At 55.2% G+C, this 26,453-nt stretch carries 23 protein-coding genes; 12 read left to right on the top strand and 11 right to left on the bottom strand.

Annotated elements, in window-relative coordinates:
- Positions 1 to 412: 412 nt before the first annotated feature.
- On the top strand, positions 413 to 1,993 hold the full coding sequence (locus ACL2XP_RS07320; RefSeq protein ID WP_413737997.1) for a TerC family protein: 1,581 nt from the start codon (positions 413 to 415) through the stop codon (positions 1,991 to 1,993).
- A gap of 18 nt (positions 1,994 to 2,011) precedes the next feature.
- Here the strand turns inward: ACL2XP_RS07320 and asmA are convergent, their stop codons facing one another.
- From asmA to udk, 3 genes are all read right to left on the bottom strand, one after another.
- Positions 2,012 to 3,856 carry an outer membrane assembly protein AsmA gene (gene asmA, locus ACL2XP_RS07315; protein ID WP_413737996.1) on the bottom strand — a complete coding sequence of 615 codons (1,845 nt, stop codon included), beginning with the start codon at positions 3,854 to 3,856 and terminating at the stop codon, positions 2,012 to 2,014.
- 47 nt (positions 3,857 to 3,903) lie between these two features.
- A complete protein-coding gene (gene dcd, locus ACL2XP_RS07310; RefSeq protein WP_413737994.1) occupies positions 3,904 to 4,485 on the bottom strand; it encodes a dCTP deaminase in 582 nt (193 codons plus the stop codon).
- Between the two features lie 103 nt (positions 4,486 to 4,588).
- On the bottom strand, positions 4,589 to 5,230 hold the full coding sequence (udk, locus tag ACL2XP_RS07305) for a uridine kinase (RefSeq protein ID WP_413737993.1): 642 nt from the start codon (positions 5,228 to 5,230) through the stop codon (positions 4,589 to 4,591).
- A 245-nt stretch (positions 5,231 to 5,475) separates the two neighbouring features.
- On the opposite strand from udk, the gene ACL2XP_RS07300 reads away from it, so the two are divergent.
- The 4 genes from ACL2XP_RS07300 (at position 5,476) to ACL2XP_RS07285 (ending at position 8,663) form a co-directional block, all read left to right on the top strand.
- Complete coding sequence (locus tag ACL2XP_RS07300; RefSeq protein ID WP_413737991.1) at positions 5,476 to 6,135, top strand: phosphatase PAP2 family protein; 660 nt, start codon at positions 5,476 to 5,478, stop codon at positions 6,133 to 6,135.
- Positions 6,136 to 6,266: 131 nt separating this feature from the next.
- Entirely contained in the window at positions 6,267 to 7,274 is a 1,008-nt protein-coding gene (locus tag ACL2XP_RS07295; protein WP_413737990.1) for a sugar kinase, read from the top strand.
- A gap of 30 nt (positions 7,275 to 7,304) precedes the next feature.
- Entirely contained in the window at positions 7,305 to 8,285 is a 981-nt protein-coding gene (locus ACL2XP_RS07290) for an NAD(P)-dependent oxidoreductase (protein WP_413737989.1), read from the top strand.
- A 210-nt stretch (positions 8,286 to 8,495) separates the two neighbouring features.
- Positions 8,496 to 8,663 carry a hypothetical protein gene (locus tag ACL2XP_RS07285; protein WP_413737988.1) on the top strand — a complete coding sequence of 56 codons (168 nt, stop codon included), beginning with the start codon at positions 8,496 to 8,498 and terminating at the stop codon, positions 8,661 to 8,663.
- A 108-nt stretch (positions 8,664 to 8,771) separates the two neighbouring features.
- On the opposite strand, the gene apbC is transcribed toward ACL2XP_RS07285, so the two are convergent.
- Entirely contained in the window at positions 8,772 to 9,884 is a 1,113-nt protein-coding gene (gene apbC, locus ACL2XP_RS07280; protein ID WP_413737987.1) for an iron-sulfur cluster carrier protein ApbC, read from the bottom strand.
- Between the two features lie 142 nt (positions 9,885 to 10,026).
- On the opposite strand from apbC, the gene metG reads away from it, so the two are divergent.
- Both metG and ACL2XP_RS07270 read left to right on the top strand, forming a co-directional pair.
- Entirely contained in the window at positions 10,027 to 12,057 is a 2,031-nt protein-coding gene (metG, locus tag ACL2XP_RS07275) for a methionine--tRNA ligase (protein WP_413737986.1), read from the top strand.
- Between the two features lie 29 nt (positions 12,058 to 12,086).
- A complete protein-coding gene (locus ACL2XP_RS07270; protein ID WP_413737985.1) occupies positions 12,087 to 13,319 on the top strand; it encodes an MFS transporter in 1,233 nt (410 codons plus the stop codon).
- 108 nt (positions 13,320 to 13,427) lie between these two features.
- On the opposite strand, the gene ACL2XP_RS07265 is transcribed toward ACL2XP_RS07270, so the two are convergent.
- The 4 genes from ACL2XP_RS07265 to ACL2XP_RS07250 all read right to left on the bottom strand — a co-directional run bounded on the left by ACL2XP_RS07265 (position 13,428) and on the right by ACL2XP_RS07250 (position 17,002).
- On the bottom strand, positions 13,428 to 14,108 hold the full coding sequence (locus tag ACL2XP_RS07265) for an RNA ligase family protein (RefSeq protein WP_413737984.1): 681 nt from the start codon (positions 14,106 to 14,108) through the stop codon (positions 13,428 to 13,430).
- Positions 14,098 to 14,646, bottom strand: a complete 549-nt coding sequence (locus ACL2XP_RS07260; RefSeq protein ID WP_413737983.1) for a hypothetical protein — start codon at positions 14,644 to 14,646, stop codon at positions 14,098 to 14,100. The genes ACL2XP_RS07265 and ACL2XP_RS07260 overlap by 11 nt, the downstream gene beginning before the upstream one ends.
- On the bottom strand, positions 14,643 to 15,923 hold the full coding sequence (locus ACL2XP_RS07255) for a DUF3696 domain-containing protein (RefSeq protein ID WP_413737982.1): 1,281 nt from the start codon (positions 15,921 to 15,923) through the stop codon (positions 14,643 to 14,645). Before ACL2XP_RS07255 ends, ACL2XP_RS07260 begins: the two co-directional genes overlap by 4 nt.
- 170 nt (positions 15,924 to 16,093) lie before the next feature.
- Positions 16,094 to 17,002 carry a dihydrodipicolinate synthase family protein gene (locus ACL2XP_RS07250; RefSeq protein ID WP_413737980.1) on the bottom strand — a complete coding sequence of 303 codons (909 nt, stop codon included), beginning with the start codon at positions 17,000 to 17,002 and terminating at the stop codon, positions 16,094 to 16,096.
- Positions 17,003 to 17,245: 243 nt separating this feature from the next.
- Here ACL2XP_RS07250 and ACL2XP_RS07245 point away from each other — a divergent pair, with 243 nt between their 5' ends.
- From ACL2XP_RS07245 to sanA, 5 genes are all read left to right on the top strand, one after another.
- Complete coding sequence (locus tag ACL2XP_RS07245) at positions 17,246 to 17,650, top strand: CidA/LrgA family protein (RefSeq protein ID WP_413737978.1); 405 nt, start codon at positions 17,246 to 17,248, stop codon at positions 17,648 to 17,650.
- Positions 17,651 to 18,346, top strand: a complete 696-nt coding sequence (locus ACL2XP_RS07240) for a CidB/LrgB family autolysis modulator (protein WP_413737977.1) — start codon at positions 17,651 to 17,653, stop codon at positions 18,344 to 18,346.
- 86 nt (positions 18,347 to 18,432) lie between these two features.
- Complete coding sequence (gene cdd, locus ACL2XP_RS07235; RefSeq protein ID WP_413737975.1) at positions 18,433 to 19,398, top strand: cytidine deaminase; 966 nt, start codon at positions 18,433 to 18,435, stop codon at positions 19,396 to 19,398.
- A 170-nt stretch (positions 19,399 to 19,568) separates the two neighbouring features.
- Positions 19,569 to 21,266, top strand: coding sequence for an NAD-dependent malic enzyme (locus tag ACL2XP_RS07230; RefSeq protein WP_413737974.1), 1,698 nt, complete (start codon positions 19,569 to 19,571; stop codon positions 21,264 to 21,266).
- Between the two features lie 144 nt (positions 21,267 to 21,410).
- Positions 21,411 to 22,160 (top strand): outer membrane permeability protein SanA, encoded by a 750-nt coding sequence (gene sanA / locus ACL2XP_RS07225; protein WP_413737973.1) that lies wholly within the window; start codon positions 21,411 to 21,413, stop codon positions 22,158 to 22,160.
- A 582-nt stretch (positions 22,161 to 22,742) separates the two neighbouring features.
- On the opposite strand, the gene mglC is transcribed toward sanA, so the two are convergent.
- The 3 genes from mglC to mglB form a co-directional block, all read right to left on the bottom strand.
- Positions 22,743 to 23,753 (bottom strand): galactose/methyl galactoside ABC transporter permease MglC, encoded by a 1,011-nt coding sequence (gene mglC / locus ACL2XP_RS07220; protein WP_413737972.1) that lies wholly within the window; start codon positions 23,751 to 23,753, stop codon positions 22,743 to 22,745.
- Between the two features lie 18 nt (positions 23,754 to 23,771).
- Complete coding sequence (gene mglA / locus ACL2XP_RS07215) at positions 23,772 to 25,292, bottom strand: galactose/methyl galactoside ABC transporter ATP-binding protein MglA (RefSeq protein WP_413737971.1); 1,521 nt, start codon at positions 25,290 to 25,292, stop codon at positions 23,772 to 23,774.
- Between the two features lie 69 nt (positions 25,293 to 25,361).
- Entirely contained in the window at positions 25,362 to 26,363 is a 1,002-nt protein-coding gene (gene mglB / locus ACL2XP_RS07210) for a galactose/glucose ABC transporter substrate-binding protein MglB (protein WP_413737970.1), read from the bottom strand.
- Positions 26,364 to 26,453 lie beyond the last annotated feature (90 nt).

Genomic DNA, 26,453 nt, shown 5'->3' with positions numbered 1-26,453 from the left:
CCAGCCTATCTTTTGGCCAAAAATTGTATAATTGGCACAACAAATGCCTCATCGTTGTTATACTAATTATTAATTACCTCTTTACAAGGTTTCGATCTCCCATGCCCTGCGTTTTAGGAATAAGACTACCCGTATCGCTGTCGTCGCGGCGGTTTAGCTGGCTTGTAGCAGGCTGATAACATAAACAAAGCAAATGCATAATGCCTATAATGGCCCGTTTTCAGATACAAATAGTTGATTGATGTTACAGATTTATTACGCATATTAATGATTTCCTCAGGAAATTGGCTGGTGACGGCGTTCGTCTTCCAAACCGCCCACGTGCTCCCTGCGTTATCCTCTCTTGAGTTTTGCCGCGTTAACTCCCATCATTCTTCACGAGCTCGTGACTAAAACAGGTTAAACATTGATTATGGAATGGATCGCCGATCCAACGATTTGGGCAGGTCTGGCAACATTGATTGTGCTGGAGCTGGTGTTAGGTATCGATAATTTGGTGTTTATCGCCATTTTGGCGGAGAAGTTGCCGCCCGCGCTGCGGGATAAGGCCCGGATAGTGGGTCTGGCGCTGGCGTTGATTATGCGTTTGCTGTTGCTGGCGTCCATGTCATGGCTGGTGTCGTTGACCGATCCGCTGTTTTTCGCCGCAGGGCACCCCTTCAGCGCCCGCGACCTGATTATGCTGGTAGGTGGTATATTTCTGATATTTAAAGCCACCATGGAGCTTAACGAGCGCCTGGAAGGCAAGGATGAAGAGGTGCAGGCGCAGCGCAAGGGCGCGCGCTTCTGGCCGGTAGTGGCGCAAATCGTTATTTTGGATGCGGTGTTCTCGCTGGACTCGGTGATTACCGCCGTGGGCATGGTGGATCATCTGGCGGTAATGATGGCGGCGGTGATTGTGGCCATCGGCGTGATGATGGCGGCCAGCAAATCCTTGACCCGGTTTATTAATGCCCATCCCACGATTGTGATTTTGTGTTTAAGTTTCCTGCTGATGATTGGCTTTAGCCTGGTGGCCGACGGCTTTGGTTACCACATTCCCAAAGGATATCTTTATGCAGCCATCGGTTTCTCGGTGGCCATCGAGTCGCTGAACCAGCTGGCGCAGTTTAATCGGCGCCGGTTCTTGTCTTCATCCCTGCCGCTGCGCCAGCGTACCGCCGAAGCGGTGCTGCGCATGCTGAGCGGCCGGCATGAAGAGGCGCAGCTGGATGCGCAGACCTCGGCGCTTATTGCCGATGGCGACGGCGGCGGCCAGGAAGTGTTTAACGAGCAGGAACGGCGCATGATCGAACGGGTGCTGGGGATGGCCCAGCGCACCGTGAGCAGCGTGATGACTTCCCGTCACGATATTGAACATATCGATTTGCGCGATCCGCCGGAAGTCATTATTCCCCTGCTGGAAAATAACCAGCATACCCGTCTGGTGATCACCGAGGATAGCGCGTCCAACGAGCCATTGGGGGTGGTGCATGTCATTGACCTGCTGACCCAGCAGTTGCGTAAAGAGCCGCTGGACCTCCGTTCGCTGATTCGCCAGCCGTTGGTGTTTCCCGAGCAGCTGTCTTTGCTGCTGGCGCTGGAGCAGTTTCGCGAAGCCCATACCCATTTTGCGTTTATCGTCGATGAGTTCGGGTCGGTGGAGGGGATTATCACCCTCAGCGACGTGATGGAAACCATTGCCGGCAACCTGCCGCTGGAAAACGAAGAGACCGACCCGCGCCACGATATCGTGCAGCATGACGACGGCACCTTGATTGTGAATGGGTATCTGCCGCTGGAAGATTTGGTGGGTTATATCGATATCGCCCTGGAAGACCGGCGCGAATATCACACCCTGGCGGGTTTGCTGATGGAGCATACCCAGGCCATCCCTAAAGAGGGGGATACCCTGGGTATCGGCAACTATCTGTTTGAAATCCTGGAAGTGGAAAGCCACCGCATCCTGAAAGTGCGCATTACCCCGGTCGCGCAGCCGGAATACGAGGTCTGATTCCGGCTGCGCCCGGCCTTACAGTTTATCCAGCAGCTTTTGCACGTTTTTATTCTGCGGGCGATCCTGGTTTTTCTGCGCCCAGGCGTCCAGGCGCTTTTTCACTTCATCTTCCAGCCGGCTGCGCAGCAACTGATCCACATGGAGCTGATAGCTCAGGTTATCCCAGGGACCATAGACCCGCAGGGGGATAGCCGTGGCGGTGAGCGCCTGGGTCAGCTGCGGTTCCCCTTTCCAGCCCTTGAGGACGCGAATAGTCAGGTTGACGTCGCACTGCCTGCCCGGCAGGTCCAGGTCGCCGTTGCCGGCCAGCGCCATCGCCTCCGAGTCGCCCGCCAGATCGTCGAGTTTCAGGTGCCCCCGATCCAGGGTGGCCTGGGCGGTGAGCTGCTTCACCGCCGAGTATGTCTCGGTTACCTGATCCGCACTGACATTATTATTGCTGCGTTCCACGGCGCGCTGGATCAACTGCTGGATATTCAGGCCTTCCAGCCTGGCGTTGTCCAGCTGCATCTTGCCGGCGCCGCGCCAGTTTTGCGCGAAGTCGGCGCCGGTAAAGGATTGGCCGCTCAGTTGGCCGTCCACCGATAGCAGACCGGTCAGGGTCTGCGGCAGCGAGAAGGCCTGCAATAGCGGCCCCAGCGCCACCTGTTTGAGGGACGGCCTGAGCTCGAAGCTCGGCTGCCGGCCGGTGGTATCCACCGTGCCCGGCAGGTTGAACTCGCCGTCGCCCAGCTTGCCGGCCAGGGTATTAAGCGCCAGATGGCCGCGGCGGTTATCCGCCTGGGTTTTGAAGCCGGTGATGTTCAGGCCGTGATAAATCACCCGATCCGCCGTCAGGTTAAGCTGGCCGTTAAAACCATTAAGCACCGACGACGGCTTTTCGCCGCTGGCGGCGGCGATAACCGGTTTGCCGTTGGCGCTATGCTGCCGATGTCCGCTGCCGCCGCTGCCGCTGCCGCCAGTAGTGGTAAAGCCCATCAGCGTATCCAGGTTCAGGAGCTGGGCGTTCAGATCCAATTGATAAATCGGGATGTCGCCCATTTTGGCGCTGGCCTGGCCGGCGAGTTGGCTGTCATTGGCGCTAAACGACAGGTTGCTGATTTCCAGCGTGTCGTTGGTGCGGGAGTAATCCGCGCTGAGTTTGCCTTCGCCTTTGATGCCTTCGGCCGGCAGGCCCGAGCCGTGCAGTTCATACTGAAAACCGTCCAGGCTGGCGGTGAGTTGGCGCGGATAATGGCTTAAATCCGCTTTGCCGCTCAGCGACACCGCCAGATCCCGCTGGTCGCGGTTAATCCGGCTGGAAAAGGTGATATTCGCCTGGCGCACGGCGTTTTGTTCCATATCGAGATTGAAATCGCGCAGGTTGATCTGCTCGTTGGGCTGGCGCTGCCAAATCAGCAGGCTGTCGGTGACTTTCAGGCTGGCGATGTCGTATGACCAGGCGCTGCGGTCTACGGGTGCCGGCGTGCCGGCGGGGGCGATGGGCGCATTTTCCGGGCGGCGGGCGGCGCTGTCGGGCGTGATGGTGATCACCGCGCCTTTAAGCAATACCTGCTTCACCGACAGTTGATGGGAAAGCAATGGCCACAGATGCACGTCCAGGCGCATATTTTCCGCGCTGACCAGCGCGACGCCGGCCCCGGGTGCGGTCAGGGTCATGCGTCCGGCCAGGATGCTTAGCTGCGGCCAGGCGTGCCAGCGCAGATCGCCGTCGAGGCGCAGCTTATAGCCGCTGCGCTGTTCGACCTTGGCAATCATATAGTTGCGAAAATCATTCGGATTGATCAGTACTACCAGCGCCGTGATGCCGGCTACCAATACTGCCAGCAAAATGACCAGCGTCGTCAGAAATCTTCTCATGCGGTCCTCATGTGTGGTATTTGCAGCACCCAACGCGTCTGACGGAGTTAATCCTTATCAATCCGGCTGGCAACGGCTCCCTGTTGATTACGGTATTTCGCGTCCTGGCGGCTATTGTAAGGACGGGCGGCATGTCCGCTCAAGGGCTCGAAACTCAATGCCCCGATCAACATGCCCGGCCGCAGCGCCAGCGGCAGCTTACCTGAATTATAGAACTCCAGGACGATCCTACCCTGCCAGCCGGGGTCGATGCGGTGCGCGGTGACGTGCACCATCAGGCCGAGGCGGGCCAGGGACGAACGGCCGTCAAGCCAGCCCACCAGATTATCGGGCAGCGTGACCGATTCCAGGGTTACCGCCAGCGCCAGTTCGGCGGGGTGTAAAAAGAACGCGCCGCCTTCCGGCAGGACGATTTCATCGCTCATCACGCGATCCAAGGCCGCCGTGACGTCATCTTTCGGGCCGCTGAGGTCGATAAACGCCGCGGTATGGCCCTGGAACACCCGGAATTGATTGCCCAACCGGACATCAACCGTGGCGCCGTTGATCCTTTCCACCGGTGGACGCGGGTCGATATTCAGCCTGCCGTCGTCCAGCCAGGCTTCGATATCACTGTCGCACAGTCTCATCGTTATTACTCCATAAGATGTTCTTGGGGATGCGCCGCCACCCTGGGTCGCGCAGATAGCAGGCTATGCGTTCGCGCCGCTCGTGACCGCCTGGCGGTTATCATTATTCAAAAAATTGGCTGATTTTCGCCTTAAGTATGTCGATCGCAATGCGATTTTTGCCCCCGCGCGGCACAATGATATCGGCGTATTGTTTGGATGGCTCGATAAATTGCAGGAACATGGGACGCACGGTTTTTTGGTATTGCTCCATCACGGAATCCATGGCGCGTCCGCGCTCGTTCACATCGCGCTTCATGCGCCGGAGCAGGCAAATATCCAGCGGGGTATCGACGAAAATGGAGAAATTCATTTCGCCGCGCAGCCGCAGGTCGGTGAGCAGCAGTATCCCTTCCAGGATAATCACCTTTTTGGGCGCCAAATGGATGGTTTCCGGCCGGCGGGTATGCTCGACATAGCTGTATACCGGCATTTCGATGGCCTGGCCCGCCTTGAGCATCAGCAAATGCTGGTAGAGCAGATTGTGATCCATGGAGCTGGGATGATCGTAGTTGGTTTTAATCCGCTCGCTCATGGTCAGGTGATTTTGATCTTCATAATAGCTGTCTTCAGGGATTATGCCGATATGTTCATCGCCGACCTGCTCGCGCAACTCTTGGTATAGCGTGCTGGCGATCAGGCTTTTGCCGGATGCGGATGCGCCGGCTATGCCGATAATGACGCACTGGTGAGGCTTGTCAGTCATACAATAAATGGCCTGGTATAAAAAAGTATTGCGCCGACGTGGCGCATTTGACGCGGCAATTATAGAGTGCCGGGGAAACCGACGCCAGCGATAGCGACTCGCCGATGCTTCGCCTGGCGATTAATTCTCGCCTTTGCAGCGATCCATGTCACGGTTTTAAGATAATTCAGACTGGAGAGACGCGGGAACATTGCGTAAGGTATATGGGTGGCATCCTTTAACTTTCCCCTGATGAGCGGTATTTGATGAATTGGCATTGGCTTACGTTTTTTGGCGACAGCATGCTTTTGCTGCCCTGCGCGGTACTCATTGTCATTTTATTATTGTGGAAAGCCGATACCCGGCGCGCCTGCCTGCAATGGTTGCTGCTGTTCGGCGCCGCCGGGGCGATTGTCGTGGTATCCAAACTGGCGTTTATGGGCTGGGGCATCGGCAGCCGGATGTATGATTTCACCGGTTTCAGCGGCCATTCCGCTTTATCAGCCAGTATCTGGCCGGTGATGCTCTGGATACTGACCAGCCGCGCACCCAAGGGGCTGAGGCAGTTCGCGGTGGCCTGCGGTTATATCCTGGCGCTGACTATCGGCGTTTCCCGGGTCATTATTCATGTACACTCAACCTCGGAAGTGATTGCCGGGCTGACGCTGGGCTTTACCATGAGCACGTCGTTTTTACTGCTGCAATATTCGCGGCATACTCATATCCACCCCCTATCTTACGGCCAAATCACCATGGTGCTGCTGTTGCCGCTGCTGCTGGTGGTCCAGGGTAAAAAAGCGCCCACCCAGGGCCTGCTGGAACAAATCGCCCTGACCATCGCCCCCACGGGCCGGGTCTACACCCGGGCGGATTTGCATGGTCAAAGACTGCCAGCCGCCAGCGTTACGCATCTGATGCCGCAATAGATCGTGATCCAGTTCAAAATTTTATCCTAGAAGGATGGATTGTGGATGGAACCGGTTCCATACTCTTACTATAGTTTTGCGGCGCCGGTACGCCAGGCGCCGCTCCATTCTACTGTCTTGAGGAGTATCCTATGTCTGCAACTCATTCTCCCGCCGCCAATCTCCCGCCGTTGGATGTGGTGACGTTTGGCGAAGCCATGGCGATGTTCGTGGCCACCGAGCGCGGCGATCTGGCCGAGGTGGATCGGTATGTGCGCCGGGCGGCGGGCGCCGAATTGAATGTCGCCATCGGACTGGCGCGTCTGGGATTACGATCGGGCTGGGTCAGCCGGCTGGGTAATGACTCCTTTGGCCGCTTTATTCTGGCGACCCTGGCCGCCGAAGGGGTGGATTGCCGCGCCGTAACCCAGGACCCCGCCTTCCCCACCGGCTTCCAGCTTAAATCCAAAGCCGATGATGGAACCGATCCCATCGTGGAGTATTTCCGTAAGGGCTCGGCGGCCAGCCGATTGTCGCCGGCTGATTTTGACGAGGGGTATTTTGGCCGGGCCCGCCATTTGCACCTGAGCGGCGTGGCGGCGGCGCTGTCCGACGACTCTTATGCGCTGGCGGCCCACGCGGCGCGCTGGATGAAACAGCGGGGCAAGACCGTTTCTTTTGATCCCAATCTGCGGCCGGTGCTGTGGCGCTCGCAGCAGGAAATGGTGGCGCAGCTCAATAAGCTGGCCTTTAGCGCGGATTGGGTGCTGCCGGGGATTAAAGAAGGGGCGATCCTCACCGGCCGCCAGCAGCCGGACGCCATTGCCGATTTCTATCTGGCCGGCGGAGTGCAGGCGGTGATTATTAAAACCGGCGCCGACGGGGCCTTTTTCAAGACCGCCCGGGGAGAACGGGGCGTGATTCCGGCGGTGCTGGTGAAAAACGTGGTGGATACGGTGGGCGCGGGCGACGGCTTTGCCGTGGGGGTGGTGAGCGCCTTGCTCGAAGGCCTGCCGCTGCCGGAGGCCATTAAACGCGGCAACCATATCGGCGCGCTGGCCATCCAGGTTATCGGCGACAGCGAAGGGTTGCCCGATCGCCAGCGCCTGGCCGCGGCCATGGCCGCCGATGCTTCAACCACCGCCCCGCTTATTGCTTGAGGCGTCACCGATAAATCCAGAGGCATACCCATGAAACCCAATGTCGTTTTATATAAAAAAATTCCCGCCGATCAATTGGCGAGGCTGCAAGGTGCTTTTAACCTGGCGCAGTTCGACAGCATCACCGACGCTAACCGCCAGGACGTAATCGACGCCCTTGGCCAGGCGGACGGCCTGATCGGCGCCAGCCATCCCATCGGCGGCGATTTGCTGGACGCCGCGCCGAAGCTGCGCGCCATTTCCACCATCTCGGTGGGCTACGATCAGTTTAGCGTGCCGGATCTGACCCGCCGCGGCATTACCCTGATGCATACCCCCGGCGTATTGACCGAAACCACCGCCGATACGATTTTCACCCTGATCCTGACCAGCGCCCGGCGCGCCATCGAATTGGCGGAGATGGTCAAGCAGGGCCGCTGGGTGCGCAGCATCGGCGAGGAATATTATGGTACCGATGTCAACGGCAAGACCATCGGCATCCTGGGCATGGGGCGGATCGGCTATGCCGTGGCCAAACGCGCCCATTTGGGGTTTGGCATGCCGGTGATTTATTACAACGATGTGGCCAACGAACAGGCCGAAACCCAGCTGCATGCGCGCCGGCTTTCCCTGGACGACGTGCTGGCGCAGGCGGATTTTGTCTGCGTGGTGCTGCCGCTATTGCCGGCAACCGAAAAGCTGATTGGTTTGGCGCAGTTGCGTAAAATGAAGCCCGGCGCCATTTTAATCAACGGCTCCCGGGGCAAGATCGTTAATGAACCGGAATTGATTACCGCCTTGCAGGATGGAGTGATTCGCGGCGCCGGCCTGGACGTATTCGAGCGCGAACCGCTGCCGGCCACCTCGCCGCTGCTCGGCCTGCCCAATGTCGTGGCGCTGCCGCATATCGGCTCCGCCACCGTGGAAACCCGCCATGCCATGGTGGCCTGCGCGGTGGACAATCTCATCGCGGCGCTGGCGGGCGAAGTGAAAAACAACTGCGTGAACCCGCAGGCGCTGGCGCAGCGGTAAGGTCAACGGGCGTCATTTTCCGCGATTCCCCCGCGACCCTATTCTCCGATGCGGTTTGCATTACGGGCGAGCCGATCGGAGCGTGTCATTTCCGGCGGCCTTTGGCCGCGGGGAAATGATTGCGTCTTTAGATTATTCACATCCACGGGTTTAACAGTACAGCGCCGGTCAAGTGGAAGTCTTTGTATTTCTGGTCACCAGGGTAAGATTATGAGTAACAGCCGTTGCGGCAATCAAGAAGCCAGCCATAGATTTAGCATCTGGGACATGCATTTTTGCGCAGCAGAGCGCCACGGAGGTATCAATAGCCAGTATCCTATCAAAAAAACTATGCATAACCGTATGATTAAACCAGTGACGCAACGGCAGATGATTTGACATTTTACAGTGAACATCCCGATGAGGGCGGGACATTATGCGGCGCTAACCCGGCAGCGCGCCTTTTCTGCTGACGCCGTGCCGGGCGTGGCTTATGCGTTGGCGTTTTTATACCGCTTTAAACGCGATCTCCGTGGGTATCACCTCGCCCTGCCAATACAGCTGTGCGGCGACCTGGCCGGCCAGTTGGCGATATAGCTCGGTGAATTCGCTGTCCGGGCGGCTGACCACCGTGGGCTGGCCGCGGTCGAGGTCCTCGCGCAGGCTGATATGCAGCGGCAGTTGGCCCAGCAGGGCGCAGTGGTACTGCTCGGCCAGTTTTTCCGCCCCGCCGGTGCCAAAAATCGCTTCCAGATGGCCGCAATGGCTACAGATATGCACGCTCATGTTTTCCACGATGCCTAATACCGGCACCCCCACTTTTTCAAACATCACGATACCTTTGCGCGCATCGGTCAGGGCGATATCCTGCGGCGTGGTGACCACCAGCGCGCCGGTAACCGGGATGTTTTGCGCCAGCGTCAGCTGGATATCGCCGGTGCCCGGGGGCATATCCAGCACCAGATAATCCAGCTCCGGCCACAGGGTGTCGTTAAGCAATTGCAGCAGCGCCTTGCTGGCCATCGGACCGCGCCAGACCATGGCGTTATCTTCCGTCACCATATAACCGATGGAATTGGTGGCCAGGCCGTGGGCCATGATGGGGGCCATATGCTGGCCGTCCGGCGACGTCGGGCGCTCCTCGGTGGTGCCGAGCATGGCGGGAATCGACGGGCCGTAAATGTCCGCATCCAGCAGGCCGACGCGCGCCCCTTCCGCCGCCAGCGCCAGCGCCAGGTTAACCGCGGTGCTGGATTTGCCCACGCCCCCTTTGCCGGAGGTGACCGCAATCAGGTTGCGCACGCTTTTGACGCCGGGCAGATCTTTGACCCGGCGCAGGGTGGCGATGTTATGGCTTAAGCGCCAGTCGATGGCCCGCGCGCCGGTGACCCGCAGCAGATCCGCGCTGGCGGCGTCTTTTAATTCATCAAACGCGCTATGCCAGGCAAACGGCATGGTCAGTTCGATATGCAGCGCGCCGTCGAGCAGCGCGCAGTGGGTCAGCGCCTTGAGCTCGTTCAAATTGCGTTTTAGCGTAGTATGTTTAAACAGCGCCAGCACCTGCGATACCTGGGCGCGCAGCACATCGGGGGTAGACTGTTCGGGTGATGGAGGATTCATCCCGGCTCCTTATTTTCTCTTTATAGGGGTGGTAACCGATGCACATAGCATAACAGAACTGTCCGAGCTTGTTTACGCGGGGTATCGCTATCGGTTACCATCAAAAACCTTTATTTCATCTGATAAAAAGCACATTCCCAACATGACTCAAGTCGCGAAAAAAATATTGGTAACCTGTGCGTTACCATACGCTAACGGTTCAATCCATCTCGGCCATATGCTGGAGCATATCCAGGCAGATATTTGGGTCCGTTTTCAGCGAATGCGCGGCAACCAGGTTTATTTCATCTGCGCCGATGACGCGCACGGCACCCCGATCATGCTCAAAGCCCAGCAGCTCGGCGTAGCGCCGGAAATCATGATCGATGAAATGAATCGTGAGCATCAGCAGGATTTTGCCGGTTTCGGCGTCAGCTATGACAACTATCACTCGACCCATAGCGAGGAGAACCGCGAGCTGTCGACGCTGATTTACCATCGGTTGAAAGAGCACGGCTATATTAAAACCCGCACCATTTCCCAGCTGTTCGACCCGGAAAAAAAGATGTTTTTACCGGACCGGTTTGTCAAAGGCACCTGCCCGAAATGCAAATCCCCGGATCAGTACGGCGATAACTGCGAAGTGTGCGGCGCCACCTACAGCCCCACCGATTTGATCGATCCCAAATCGGCGGTATCCGGCGCCACGCCGGTAATGAAGGATTCCGAGCACTTCTTCTTCGACCTGCCGGCCTTTAGCGATATGCTGAAAGCCTGGACCCGTTCCGGCGCCCTGCAAGAGCAAGTGGCCAATAAAATGCAGGAGTGGTTTGAGTCCGGCCTGCAGCAGTGGGATATTTCCCGCGACGCGCCCTATTTCGGTTTTGAAGTGCCGGACGCGCCGGGCAAATATTTCTACGTGTGGCTGGATGCGCCCATCGGCTATATGGGTTCGTTTAAAAATCTGTGCGACAAGCGCGGCGATATTAATTTCGATGATTATTGGCGCGTCGGTTCCGATACCGACCTGTATCATTTTATCGGCAAGGATATCGTTTATTTCCATAGCCTGTTCTGGCCGGCCATGCTGGAAGGCAGCAACTTCCGCAAACCGACCAATTTATTCGTGCACGGCTACGTCACGGTCAACGGCGCCAAGATGTCCAAATCCCGCGGCACCTTTATCAAGGCCAGTACTTACCTCAAGCATCTGGATGCGGATTGCCTGCGTTATTACTACGCCGCCAAGCTGTCGTCGCATATTGACGATATCGACCTGAATCTGGAAGATTTTATCCAGCGGGTCAATACGGATATCGTCAATAAAGTGGTTAACCTGGCTTCGCGCAACGCCGGTTTTATCGCCAAGCGCTTTGACGGCCAGCTGGCCGATACCCTGGCCGACCCGGTGCTGTATAAAACCTTTACCGATGCCGCCGCCGGCATCTCCGATGCCTTTAGCGCCCGGGAATCCGGCAAAGCGATTCGCGAGATTATGGCGCTGGCCGACCTGGCCAACCGCTACGTGGACGAGCAGGCGCCCTGGGTGGTGGCCAAGCAGGAAGGACGCGAACGGGACCTGCAGGCCATCTGCTCCATGGGCATTAATTTGTTCCGGGTATTGATGACCTATCTGAAACCGGTACTGCCCGCCCTGGCCGGCCGCGCCGAGGCCTTCCTTAACGTGGCGCTGGACTGGGACGGCATCGCATCTCCGCTCCTGGGCCACAAGGTCAGCACCTTCAAGGCGCTGTTTAACCGTATCGATCCGGTCCATGTGGAAAATATGGTCAACGAATCGAAGGACGAGGCCGTCGCCGCGGCGAAGCCGGCCAGCGGCGCCCTGGCGGATGAGCCGCTGCTCGATACCATCAGCTTTGACGATTTTGCCAAAGTCGATATGCGCATCGCCCTGATCAAACAAGCCGAACTGGTGGACGGGTCGGATAAGCTGCTGAAGCTTACCCTGGATATCGGCGGTGAAACCCGGCAGGTATTCTCGGGCATTCGCGCGGCCTATCCCGATCCGCAGGAGCTGGAAGGCCGCCTGACGGTGATGGTGGCCAATCTGGCGCCGCGTAAAATGCGTTTTGGCGTGTCCCAGGGCATGGTGATGGCCGCGGGTCCCGGCGGCAGCGATATCTTCCTGCTGAGCCCGGACGCCGGCGCATTGCCGGGGATGGCGGTAAAATAATCGCGGTAAAATAATAGGAACCGTATTTTTTGCAGTTGCTAAAAGAATTCCCAGCGGTTATCAGGGCGTTATTAACCACCTCGCTGGTATTGACCATCGGGCGGGGCCTGACCCTGCCCTTCTTCGCCATCTATCTGGCCCAGCATCGCCATCTGGCGCCGGATCGCATCGGCATGGTGCTGGGCGCCAGCCTGACCCTGGGGATTGTGTTTAGCCTCTATGGCGGTTATCTGGTGGATCGGTTCAATAAAAACGGACTGATCGTCTTGTCGATGACGGTATTCGCCCTGGCGTTTTTCCTGCTGCCCCTGAGCGCCGGCGTCATGTCCATGATTGTGATTATGGCCATGATTAACTCCGCCTATGCCCTGTTCTCCATTACCCTCAAAGCCAGTATTGCCGAATGGCTGCCGGTGGAGCGGCGCATCAAGGCGTTTTCGCTGAATTACACCCTGGTGAATGTCGGCTGGGCCGTCGGCCCGCCCCTGAGCGTGGTGCTGGCCAGAACCAGTTCCGTATTGCCGTTTTATTTGTCCGGCCTGCTGGCCGCCGCCGCCACGCTGGTGCTGGCATGGCTGCTGCCGCGCTGCGGCCGTCCGCCGCTGGATGACCCGCGGATTAATCCGGCGGTCGCGGAAAAAATCAACTTTCGCCAGACATTGCGGGTTTTGCGGCGCGACAAGCGGCTGATCTATTTTACCTTGGGCGGCGCCCTGGGCTGCCTGGTGGAAGGCCAGTTCGCCAGCTGCATCTCGCAGTATCTGATGGTGGCGTTTGATGCGCAGTTCGCCTACCGGGTGGTGGGGATTATCCTGCCGGTCAACGCCGCTATCGTGATTACGCTGCAATATGCGGTCAGCCGCAATATCCGCCGCGAAACGCTGATGCCGTGGCTCATCGCCGGCAGCCTGTTTTTCCTGATTGGATTGACGGGGTTTGTGCTGGCGGGCAGTTCCGTACCGGCCTGGATGATCGCGGTGGCGTTATTTTCCCTTGGGGAGATTATCATTACGCCGGTGGAATACCTGTTTATCGATTTTATCGCCCCGGCGCATCTTAAAGGCAGCTATTACGGCATGCAAAACCTCAGCACCTTGGGCGGCGCCGCCAATCCGGTACTCACCGGTATGATCCTCGCCTATACCCCGGCGGTAACGCTGTTTTATGTGCTGATGGCGGCCACGCTGGCCAGCCTGTGGTTATTCCATGCGGGTTTCCGGCAAAATTCCCCGGCGACCGCGCCCGCCGGGGAACCAAGATAGTTTACGGCGGGGGCGCAGAATCGGCCGCCTAGCAATAAACGGGGGTGGCAGAGGCGAGATACAGGAAAGAAGGCTAAATTATCAATTGTGTTGGCTTTAAGCGATACGTTATTTAGAAATGGAATTGGGTATTATGCTTTTTTTTGACCAATGCTGTTCAATTGTTTGGATAAAGTCACGTCTCACCAACTTAGCTCTGCGTGTTAACCAGCCTTGTTCATCTTGACGGAGGTAAATACCTTCTATTTGTTTAGCGCCATAATGTGAAGGAAGATTTAAACACTGTATTAATTCATTCATAGAGAAATGACCAATACCAATTGTATGAACGGGTGTTATTTCCAGTAAAGAAAAAATTTCGTTACGTCTAGGCATTGAATAAAAACGGCATACTTTACGATCATAAATGTCAAAACCAATAAACCAGTCTGGTAGTGAATTATATTTCAGAGAATGAACAGCATAACACCACTCACCAAAGAGGATAAGGTTGTCACCCAGCAAGCCAATCATGTCTTGTTCATGACGGTTTACCCACCGCCAAAAATGTTTAAACTGGCCGCCTGCATCCCGTTGAATCAACGTCCCGCGATTTTGAACTTGAATTTGTCCGTTCGCCGCTACTGAAAAACCGACATTGGCACCATCTATTTTTTCTTCTACCGTCAGTTTTTGGGTAAGAAACTTCTTGACGTCAAGCTCTGAAAGTATTTTGTCCCCGCGTGGTTCGCCACTACCGAGCCATTTGATGTGCGGAGTATGTGGAAAACGAAAAAAATCAGCGGTCATGGTGTTCCTTCCACTTATTTCGCGACCACTCTTCTATCAGTTGTTCAACATAAACTCCAGCAACGCCCAGCGCCTCTTGCCAATCATACCAGTCGGTATCGCATGCATTAACAATATTGCAACCGGGACCATTAACCTGATCAATGGCTTTTAAACAGGTAGAAACGATTTTTGTATCAGCAAGATCATGAATAACGGTATCCAGTGGTTTATTCAAAACAGCTACTTTATCGGGATGAGCAGGATTATCTACCCATTCAATTTCCATATAATCTATTTGTCCCCTTACCATCTTCTCAAAAACAACTCTGGCACCATAATCCTGGTCGGTCAATTTATTTTGATATTCATTAAGGATTGCCCAGTCAACATCCACCACCATCCGCCGGTTCCCTTTTTCAAAATCGATTAGCCATTTAAGCACCTTGCCTGACTCCATCGGATCATTAACCGGATGGTTTTGCGAAGAAAATGGGGATTCGGGATGCTCACCGCTTGCTACAATTAAAACATTTGTATCAATAACGTGCCGAGTCATAAAGATTTACGCTCCTTCATCATTCTTTGCATGGCCAGCTTGGCTTGCTCACGAACCTCTCCGGTCACATCACCGAAAAAATTATTTGGCCAATTGGACAGCCGGCCCAAACTATCCATTTCTAATGTTTTAAGCACCGCATCGGACTTATTGCGCGCCACGAAATACAGCGCACATTGGTTTGGCATGGCTTTTCTTTTTGCAACGAGTGTTTGCATGCGGCGAAACAGATGTTCTGAATGGGTTTCCACAATAAACTGAACGTGCCGCGTTTTGCTCACTTCAAGGAATAATTCGGCCAAAAAGGATTGGGCCTGGGGGTGTAAATGAATCTCCGGCTCCTCAAGAATCACGGTCGAGTAAGCTGGTGCAAAATAGGCTAGCACTAAAACCGGCAATACCTGGGAAATTCCGATGCCGACGTCCCTCAAATTAGCCACTACGCCATCCCGGTGGATCATCACACTGTAATTGCCGGCGCCAAGCTGTTTTACCTCCAAGCGGTCGGCGATTTTCATCTTTTTTAGCCAACGGGAAACGTTAGTGACAATATCATTGCTATCTTCATTCTTTTTCGCTTGCGCACTCGCCAGCAATGCATAAATAGCATTGCTGCCATCTTCACCGATGATACCCGGACGTGTTCGGTTCCAAGGATAGGTGCGTCTGGGTTTATTTCTCAGTGGACCCAGGTAAGATATAGCATCAAGCTCTCGCCGCAGTTGCAAGCTGAGGTCTTGTACCTGTTGCCCGCTTTCTCCCAGGGCGGCGATGGCTTCTGCCGAAAATGCGATCCCTCGTTCCGGCGCAAAGGACCGGCTTTTGAGGCTAGTACGTATTTCTCCGGGAAGATATAAGCTAAACGCGCTCCGCTCGGTTCTGGCCAGACGAAACCAGCTTTCAGCATTGGCGCTCAACTTCATTTCTTCCACAACCGGGCTTTTTTTGGAATCCTGGCCATATTCCACGGCAAAATAACAATAGTTCTCATCATGGACAGTGTCTAGCTCAATACCCACTTTCCTTTTTTTAGGGTTTTGAGTCATTAAATCCTCAAATGAACCCATATCGACAAAATCATTTACTTCATCCCCGCCCAGATTGAGTTGCACCGTTCTATCGGGCGAAGCTGCCGTTTGTTTCATCAGTAACAGGCTTTGCAACACACTGGACTTACCGGTTGAGTTTTCACCCAATAGCAAGGTTACCGGCTTCAAGGATATATCACCCGAGGCGCGCCACGCTTTGAAATTATCTAGTTTTAATCGGGTTATCATCTGCCTTCAACTCCTTGCCTGCGGGGGTTGGTAGATTAGCATAATTCCTCTAACCATATCCTCAACCAGTAAGCAGCAAACACTCATCCCTGTTTAGCGAGTCGATACTCCCAGTCGCCTGGACACGAAAAACTCCGGCGTTTACACGCCGGTTGTCTGCCATTTACTTTTCACTCAATCACCCCGCTTCTTTCCAGCGCGGCCTTGATCCGCGCTTTGAGCTCCTCGGTCAGGGGCGACGCCGGCCGCAGCGCATTCACCGAAATATCCACGCCCGTCAGCTTAATGGCGTACTTCACCACATTATAAAAAGGCAGATCGTAGTTATACAGCTCCGGGATATACGACAGGCGCTGCTGTAACTTCACCGCCTCGGCATAATCCTCCCGCAGCCAGGCCCGGTAGATGCCGCAGGTCAGTTCGGGCGCAAAATTGGCGCTGGCGGGAATGCAGCCGTCGCCGCCCAGGATCAGCGTGCCGAACAAATACTCGTCATAACCGGAGAATACCGCGAAATCCGGGCGCACCGGTTTTACCGCATGCAGGGTTTCACGGATATGGTTCAGGGTATCCACCGTATCTTTCAGGCCGACAATCGTCGGGCAGTCCTGCGCCAGGCGCTTAATCACCGACACCGGAATGGACTGGCCGGTCAGGCCGGGGAAGTTGTAAATCAGGATGGGCAACTCCAGCGCGTCGGCCAGGTGCTTATAATGCAGGTACAGGTTTTCTTCGCTGAGCGGGTTATAATAAGGGTTGACCGCCACGACCCCATCCGCGCCAATTTTTTGGGCATGCATGCCAAAACGTATCGCCTCCCCGGTGCCGGAGTGGGCGATGCCGATCAATACCGGTTTACGTTTATTCACATACTTAACGCAAAATTCCGCCGTCTGCAGGCGCAGGGCTTCCGACATATGGGCAAACTCGCCGGCGCTGCCGAGAAAAAACAGCCCGTTGACGTCAGAGGCGATCAGGCTATCAAGCAGTTTGGCCATGCTGGCTTCGTCAAGCTGTTCATCGGCGGTAAATAGCGTGGGAACCGGTGGGATAACGCCATAAAAGCGTGGATTGGACATAATTAAGGACTCTCCTGGCAACGGGAATTTTTGCTGACGCGTTTCGTTCGCCAACTAATGAATACTATCTGTTATCAGATTGGCCCGTGGTTTTGTGTGCAGTGGATCATAATTTTGACTACCGGCCCCCGTACGGCCCGTGGGCGAATTTCTGATACGCAATTGCCTGTTAAAGAACGTGCGCGGTAGCACAGTGTCGGTTTTGATTGTATGATAAATGCGATTCATCATAAGGTTGAGATAATGCGTAATATCATAATGAATGGCTGGGCCTTTATCCGCGCCTTCGCCTTGATTTACCTGTGCCTGTTTATCGGCAATTTCCTATCGGCGCTGTTACCGATTGTCATTCCAGGCAGTATCCTGGGCATGTTAATCCTGTTTGTTTTACTCTCTTTCCAATTGCTGCCGCCCCTGTGGCTTAAGCCGGGCTGCCATCTGTTGATTCGCTATATGGCCTTGCTGTTCGTGCCCATCGGCGTCGGCGTGATGAATTATTGGCAGCAACTTTCCTCCCAGTTCGGCCCCATCGTCGTCTCGTGCATGGTCAGCACGCTGATGGTCATGCTGGTGGTGGGCTACAGCTCGCACTATATCCACCGCGAACGCCCCGTGGCCGGCCATCCGCGCCCGGACGAGGATAAATAAATGCTGGCGAATTTCTGGTGGTCGCTGCCGCTGACCTTGGTGGTATTTTTTGGCGCCAGGCGGCTGGCGGCAAAATTCCGCATGCCGCTGCTTAATCCGCTGCTGATTTCCATGGTGGTGATTATTCCGCTGCTGCTGCTTACCGGCATTCCTTATTCGCGCTATTTTGCCGGCAGCAAAATCCTTAACGACCTGCTGCAACCGGCGGTGGTGGCGCTGGCATTTCCGCTCTACGAGCAGTTGCATCAGATCCGCGCGCGCTGGAAATCCATTATCAGCATCTGTTTTGTCGGCAGCCTGACCGCCATGATAAGCGGCACCGCCATTGCGCTGTGGATGGGCGCCACGCCGGAAATTGCCGCCTCGGTGCTGCCCAAGTCGGTGACGACGCCCATCGCCATGGCGGTGGCCCAGTCGATTAACGGCATCCCGGCCATCAGCGCCGTGTGCGTTATTTTTGTCGGTATCCTGGGCGCGGTATTGGGCCACACGCTGTTTAATCTGCTGCGCATCACCACCAAAGCTTCGCGCGGCCTGGCCATGGGCACCGCGGCCCATGCCCTGGGCACCGCCCGCTGCGCCGAGCTGGACTTCCAGGAAGGCGCGTTCAGTTCCCTGGCTTTAGTGCTGTGCGGCATTATCACGTCGCTGCTGGCGCCGTTCCTGTTTCCGGTATTGCTGCAGGTGTTTGGCTGATCGCACCGCGCGATAAGATATTGATCATATTTATCTTCACGCTTAACGACTAAAATGATTCCCAATTCATTGTTCAGGGAATCATTATGCACCCACGATTTGAACCCTCGCTGGCGGCCCTGGCGCCGGATCTGCAGGCGGCGTTGACCCGCGAGCTGGGCCGGGCGGATTTTAACGGTATGCTGAGCGCCGCCCAGGCCGACGCGCTGATGCAGGCCAGCGGTCTGGATGAAGACGCCCTGTGCTTCGCCTTATTGCCGTTTGCCGCCGCCTATGCCCTGACGCCGGTTTCCCATTTTAACGTCGGCGCCGTGGCGCGGGGCATCGGCGGCAATTTTTATTTTGGCGCTAATATGGAATTTATCGGCGCTCCCCTGCAGCAGACGGTGCACGCGGAACAAAGCGCCATCAACCATGCCTGGCTGCGCGGCGAAAAACGCCTGCGCGGTATTACGGTCAACTACACGCCCTGCGGCCACTGCCGCCAGTTTATGAATGAACTCAATAGCGGCGCCGATCTGATGATTTTCCTGCCCGAACGTTCGCCATCGGCGCTGAGCCGCTACCTGCCCGACTCTTTTGGCCCGCGGGATTTAGCCATCCACACGCTGCTGATGGACGCGGTCGATCATCAATTCTCGCTGACGGCGGCCACCGGCGGCGCCCCGCACATGCAAAAAGCGATTGCCGCCTCCATGCCGGAGCAGGCGAAAATGCCGGCCCCGGATGACGCGCTGGTGCAGCAGGCGGTGCTGGCGGCTAACCAGAGCCATGCGCCTTATAGCCAGGCACATAGCGCGGTGGCGCTGCAAACCGCGGACGGGCGGATTTTCGCCGGCCGCTATGCGGAAAACGCCGCGTTTAATCCCAGCCTACCGCCGCTGCAATCGGCGCTGATCCTGCTCAATATGTCAGGCGCGGATTACCGCCAGATCCAGCGGGCCATTCTGGTGGAGCAGGAAAGCGCGCCGTTTTCGCAATGGGACGCCACCCTGGCCACGCTGAACGCCCTGGGCTGCGGCGAAGTGCATCGGCAATTGTTGACGGCCTGAGTACCCGCAGGGCGTGCTTTGCCGCCCTGCCCTTTGCTAGCCTGGGGGGTTATCGCCGCAATGCAATTAATAAACTTAATAAAATAACAAATTACCAATGAACACATGCAACCTTTACCGCAATCTTTTATCCTTTAGGAAACATACGGTAAAAAAAATGGGTAAAAGTCATGGAATTGGAACACGAAAGTAAGCGTCCCCTCTATATCCCGCATGCTGGCCCAGTACTATTGGAATTTCCGCTACTCAATAAAGGCAGCGCGTTTACCATAGAAGAACGCGATAACTTCAATTTGCACGGACTGTTGCCGGAAGCGGTGGAAACCATCGAGGAGCAGGCCGAGCGCGCCTGGCGCCAGTATCAGGATTTTACCGGCGATATCGATAAGCATATTTACCTGCGCAATATTCAAGATACCAACGAGACCCTGTTCTACTGTTTACTCGATAGCCATCTCAGCGAGATGCTGCCGATAATCTATACCCCGACGGTGGGCGAAGCCTGCGAACACTTTTCCGATATCTATCGCCGCGCCCGCGGCCTGTTTATTTCCTATGGCAACCGGGACAAGATTGACGACATGCTGCAAAACGCCACCAAGCAGAACGTCAAGGTGATCGTGGTCACCGACGGCGAGCGTATCCTGGGGCTTGGGGATCAGGGCATCGGCGGCATGGGCATTCCCATCGGCAAACTATCGCTGTATACCGCCTGCGGCGGCATCAGCCCGGCCTATACCCTGCCGGTGGTGCTGGACGCCGGCACCAATAATCCGCAGCGGCTGAACGACCCGCTTTATATGGGATGGCGCCATCCGCGCATCACCGGCGAAGAGTACCAGGAGTTTGTGGAGATGTTTATCCAGGCGGTAAAACGCCGCTGGCCGGAGGTGTTATTGCAGTTCGAAGATTTTGCCCAGAAGAACGCCACGCCGCTGTTGAACCGGTATCGCGACGAGCTGTGCTGTTTTAATGATGATATCCAGGGCACCGCCGCCGTCACCCTCGGCTGCCTGCTGGCCGCCAGCCATGCCGCCGGCAGCCGTCTGCGCGATCAGACGGTGGTGTTTTTGGGGGCCGGTTCCGCCGGCTGCGGCATCGCCGAGCAAATCGTCGCCGAGATGCGCACGGAAGGGCTGAGCGAAGACGAAGCGCGTTCCAGGGTGCTGATGGTCGACCGTTTCGGCCTGCTGACCGATAAGCTGGCCAACTTGCTCGATTTCCAGGCGCCGCTGGTGCAGCACAGCGACCAGATTGCCCACTGGCAGCTCTCCAGCGACTCCATTTCCCTACTGGACGTGGTGCGCAACGCCAAACCGACGGTGCTGGTTGGGGTATCCGGCCAGCCCGGACTGTTTAGCGAAGAGATTATTCGCGAGATGCATAGTCATTGCCCGCGCCCGATCGTGATGCCGCTGTCCAATCCCACTTCCCGGGTGGAAGCCACGCCGGAAGATGTGATCCGCTGGACCGACGGCGCGGCCCTGGTGGCCACCGGCAGTCCGTTTGCCCCGGTGCAGCATAAAGACAAGGTTTACCCCATCGCCCAGTGCAATAACGCCTATATTTTCCCGGGCATCGGCCTGGGGGTGCTGGCCAGCGGCGCCAAGCGGGTCACCGAGTCCATGCTGATCGCCGCCAGCCGCGCGCTGGCCGAGTGCTCGCCGCTGGTTAACGGCGCGGACGGGGCGCTGTTGCCGGATATCAACGATATTCAGGGCGTCTCCAAGGTCATCGCCATGGAAGTCGGCAAAGCGGCGCAGATTGCCGGCGTGGCCATCGTTACGCCGGAGGATGTGCTGTCCGTCGCCATTGAACATAACTTCTGGCATCCCGGCTACCGCAGCTACCGCCGCACGCCGTTCTAAGTCATTTTGGCGGCCCGGGGGTCCCGGTCCGCCGAAAAATACCGCATTGAAGCCATTGAAGCTGTTGCGCTCCTTGCTTGTGCCCCGGAGGTAAAGTAGCCTTGGGCTTATGACATTGCAGCAGGACACGGTAAGGCTTACGGCATGTGGAAGCGCCTGATATATTCCCTGATTATTATCGCGGGCGTTTTGTTATGTTCGGCGATCGGCCTGGATCGCTGGATCAGTTGGAAAACAGCGCCCTACATCTACGAGGATTTGCAGCTGTTGCCCCACCGGCAGGTGGGCGTAGTATTAGGCACCGCCAAATACTACCGTACCGGGGTGATTAACGAATATTACCTCTACCGCATACAGGGGGCGCTGAACGCCTACAACAGCGGCAAGATCAATTATCTGCTGTTAAGCGGCGACAATGCGCTGCAAAGCTATAACGAACCGGTCACCATGCGGCGCGATCTGATCGCCCACGGCATGCCCGCCGGGGATATCGTGCTGGATTATGCCGGTTTTCGCACCCTGGATTCGATAATCCGCACCCGCAAAGTATTCGATACCAATGATTTCACCATCATTACCCAGCGTTTTCATTGCGAACGGGCGTTGTTTATCGCCATGCGCATGGGCATTCAGGCGCAATGCTTTGCGGTGCCGTCCCCCAAGAATATGTTTTCGGTGCGGGTGCGGGAAATCGGCGCGCGCCTGGGCGCGCTGTCGGATCTTTATTTGATGAAGCGCGAACCGCGCTTCCTGGGGCCGCAAATTCCCATCCCCGCCCGCCATGAAATCCCCCAGGGCACCCAGGGCTATCCGGCGGTGTCGCCGGAACAGCTATTGGAAATCCAGCAGAAGCTGGACGGGGATAAAGTGGAGCTGTTGCAGGATATGCGGTAATAGTCGGATTAAATTATGGCTAGCATCAATAAAATGAAGAAGGTAAAATATCAGTTTCTAAATGAAATATATAATTAACCAAGCAATAATTAACATAACCCCTTGAATACGCTTTAACGTTAAGTTGAATTAACGGTAGCCATGCCCTACCATCAGGCTAATGGATGTCTACGGGGATTCTGCAAACAGGAATCGCATCCCATTGCCAGTTAAACGGGTTCGCCCAGCGCGAGATAACAATGTCCTGCCCCGTCGTCATAATGGCTGAGTCCCCCGCAAGGGGGTCGTTTTTTTGATTCCCGTTAATTTCTTGCCGCATTAGGAGGTATGCCGCTGAAATAAACAAAACAAGCGTTGTTATAAATATATTTATTATAAAAATATATTATATTGCATATCTAAAAGGAAAATAGCTATCGGCGCGGGGAACGGCTGGTAGCCATTGCACAAGTATAAGTTGGATAAAGCGAGGGTTTAATATTGCCAGAGCACTGTACTTGCCAGGCGTACTTATAAGGATTGCCGCGCCCGGACTACAGGGCAAGCGGCGACGGCCCGCGCCGCCGCTTGCCCTGGCAATGGTTATTTCTTTTTGGCGTATTTCAGCGAATCGAGCGCTACGGCGAAGATAATAATCGCCCCTTTGATAATGTACTGCCAGTAAGGGTTAACCCCGATATACGTCAGGCCGTAGTTGATAACGGTAAAGATGATGACCCCGGTCACCACCCCCGCCACCGTGCCGACCCCGCCGGCGAAGGATACCCCGCCCACCACGCAGGCCGCGATGGCGTCCAGTTCGTACATAAAGCCCAGGTTATTGGTGGCGCTGCCGATACGTCCGGCTTCCAGCATCCCCCCAAAGGCATAAAACACCCCTGACAGGGCATAAATCATTATCAGGTTCAACGGAACGTTGACGCCGGATACCTTGGCCGCTTCCGGGTTGCCGCCGATAGCGAAGATATTTTTGCCGAAGCGGGTTTTAGTCCAGATCACCCAGACAAACACAATCGCAATTAGCGCGTAAAAAGTAATGTAGGAAAGTTTAAAATCACCGAAGCGCAAGAATCCTTGCGTAAAGGTGGAGAAATGGGAATCAAAACCGGCGATGGGCGACGCGCCGACGATATCGTAATACAGCGAGTTGACGCCGTAGACAATAATCATGGTGCCCAAGGTGGTAATAAACGGCGTCACGTTCAGATAAGCAATCACTATGCCGTTAATCAGGCCGATAACCGCGCCAATCGCGCAGACGATCAGTATAACCACCGGGATCGGCATCGTTTGCATATCCGGGAAGACTTTATTGACGTTTTCCATCGATTGCAGCAGCGTTGCGGAAACCACCGCCGCCAGGCCCACCTGCCGCCCCGCCGACAGGTCGGTGCCCTGGGTGACAATCAATCCCGCCACGCCCAGTGCGATAATGATACGCACCGAAGATTGGGTGAGAATGTTACTTAAGTTGATCAGGCTTAAAAAGGTCGTATCCTGGAAAATAATAATGGCCAGCAATACAAACAGCACCACATAAATGCCGCCCTCTTTTAAATAAGTGAGCATGCTTTTCTTATTTAATGCATTCATAATAAGAACCCCTAAAAATTAAAGATGCACGGAGGCAAGACGTAAAATTTCATTTTGCGAAGTGTGTTTAGTTTCCACAATCCCCGCCATCAGACCGTTACTCATAACCAGTATCCGGTCGGTAATCCCCAGTAATTCCGGCATCTCCGACGAAATAATAATAATGCCCTTACCGCGTTTCGCCAGCTCGGTAATTAATTGATAAATTTCAAATTTGGCGCCGACATCAATACCACGCGTCGGTTCGTCCAGCAGCAGAATTTCCGGCTGGGTCAATAACCAGCGGCCGATAATGACCTTCTGCTGATTGCCGCCGGACAACGAACCGATACTGGTCTGATGTCCAGGGGTTTTTACCCGCATGGAATCAATAACCCATTGGATATCGCTTTTCATGCGCTTGTTATCCAGCAACCCGATTTTATTTTTATAGTTGCGGATATTGGAAATCAGGGAATTAAATCCCACGTCCAGATAGGCATAAATACCGGTGGCGCGCCGCTCTTCGGTCACCAGTGCAAAGCCGTTGTTAATCGCTTCATTGGCATTGCTGTTTTTAATGGTTTTACCGTGCAGAATAATGGTGCCGGTAACCTTTTCGCGAATGCCGAACAGGGTTTCGACGATATCGGTGCGCCTGGCGCCAACCAGGCCGGCGATGCCGAGAATTTCCCCTTTGCGCAGATCGAAGGAGATATTCCGGATGGACGGCTGGCGCAGCGAGGTCAGGTTCTTGACCTCAAGGATCACCTCGCCCGGTTCGCCCTCGCGGTCGGGGAAACGCTGGCTGAGGGAACGGCCTACCATCATCGAAATAATCTGATCCATGGTCAGGCCTTCCACCGGCTGGGTGGAAATCCATTGCCCGTCGCGCAGAATGGTAATTTCGTCGCACAATTGGAAAATTTCTTCCAGTTTATGGGAGATATAGACTATGCCGCAGCCCCTGGCCTTGAGTTTGCGGATAATGCTGAACAGATGATTCACTTCCCGTTCGGTTAACGACGACGTGGGCTCATCCATAATGACAATCTTGGCGTTATAAGAAAACGCCTTGGCAATCTCGATCATCTGCATCTGCGATACGGACAACGTGGCCACTTTATCGTAGGGATCGATATTAATGTCCAACTCGTCAAAGATCGCCTTGGTGTCGGCATACATTTTTTTATGATCGACAAATAATCCTTTGCGGGGATAACGCCCCAGCCACATATTATCCATCACGGTGCGTTGCAATACCAGGTTCAGTTCCTGGTGCACCATGGAAACGCCTTGCTCCAATGCTTCCTTCGAGCTTTTGAAGTCGACTTCTTTTCCCTGAAAAAAAATACTACCGGAATCTTTTTTATAAATACCAAACAGGCACTTGAGCAACGTGGATTTTCCCGCGCCATTTTCACCCATCAAGGCGTGGACGGAATGGGGGTGAACATTCAGGTTCACATTATCCAGGGCTTTGACGCCAGGAAATGATTTACTGATGTTTTTCATTTCCAGCAGCCACTCGCGCGGCTGTTCGGTCGTAATATCGGCCATAGTTATACCCGGCTAGGATAAGACAGATAAAATCCCCCTGCGCAGGATAGCCGACAGGGGGAGTAGGGATTATTTCTTGGTAAATTGCGCTAAGTTATCTTTATCGACGCCAACGTAGGGGATGCGCACGACTTTATTTTCCAGCTTCCAATTGGTTCCTTCCGCCGCCGGTTTGCCCGCCGCCAGGTTTTTCGCCAGATCGAAGGTCGCCTTGGCCTGGTTATCGGCATCGTTCAATACCGTACCGGCCATGGCGCCGGATTTAACCAATGCCAGCGCTTCTGGCAGGGCATCCACGCCGAACACCGGGATCGCCTGCTTATTATGCGCTTTCAGCGCTTCCACCGCGCCCATGGCCATGGCATCGTTGTTGGCGATAACCACTTCGATTTTATTGGCGTTCGGGCCGGACAGCCAGGCATCGGTTTTATCCTTGGCCTGGGCGGTATCCCACATGGCGGTATCCAGCTGCAGCTGCTGGACTTTCAGTTTTTCCTGGCCTTCCAGGGTTTTGATTACATAGCTGGTACGGGCTTCGGCATCAGGATGCCCCGGCTCGCCTTTGAGCAATACATATTGGATGATGCCGTCTTTATTAAGATCCCATTCCGGATGAGCCTTCCAATGTTTGGCAATCAGCTCGCCCTGGATAATGCCGGATTCCTTGGAATCGGTACCCACATAATAGGCTTTATCATAACTGTCTAAATCTTTACGGCTGGGTTCTTTATTATAAAAAACCACCGGGATGTTATTACCGCGGGCTTTGTCAATTATTACCGGCGCAGCGGCGGGGTCGACCAAGTTAATCGCCAGGGCTTTTACGCCTTTGGCTATTAGCACGTCAACCTGATCGTTTTGTTTTGATTGGTCATTTTGCGAATCATTCATCAGCAATTGTACGCCTTTACTTTCTTTGGCATCTTTTTCAATTGCTTTGCGCACCACCGACATAAAGTTATCGTCGTATTTATAAATGGTCACCCCGATACGGGTGTCGGCAGCCTGCGCGGCAATGGAAAACAGCAAACCGGCTGCCAGAGCGGTGAGGGTAAATGACTTTTTATTCATTAGTTTCTCCGGAATTATGTAGGGTTACTCAAAGGCGGACAATTCCCTTCCCTGGTGGTACGTACTTCCCTTTACGGATGACACCTGCAA

Origin of the sequence: Sodalis sp. RH21 (assembly GCF_047324175.1) — a bacterium.
In the GTDB taxonomy this organism is placed as follows: domain Bacteria; phylum Pseudomonadota; class Gammaproteobacteria; order Enterobacterales; family Enterobacteriaceae; genus Acerihabitans.
The sequence above is the reverse complement of the archived record's forward strand: the minus strand, read 5'-3'. Positions and strand labels throughout refer to the sequence as shown.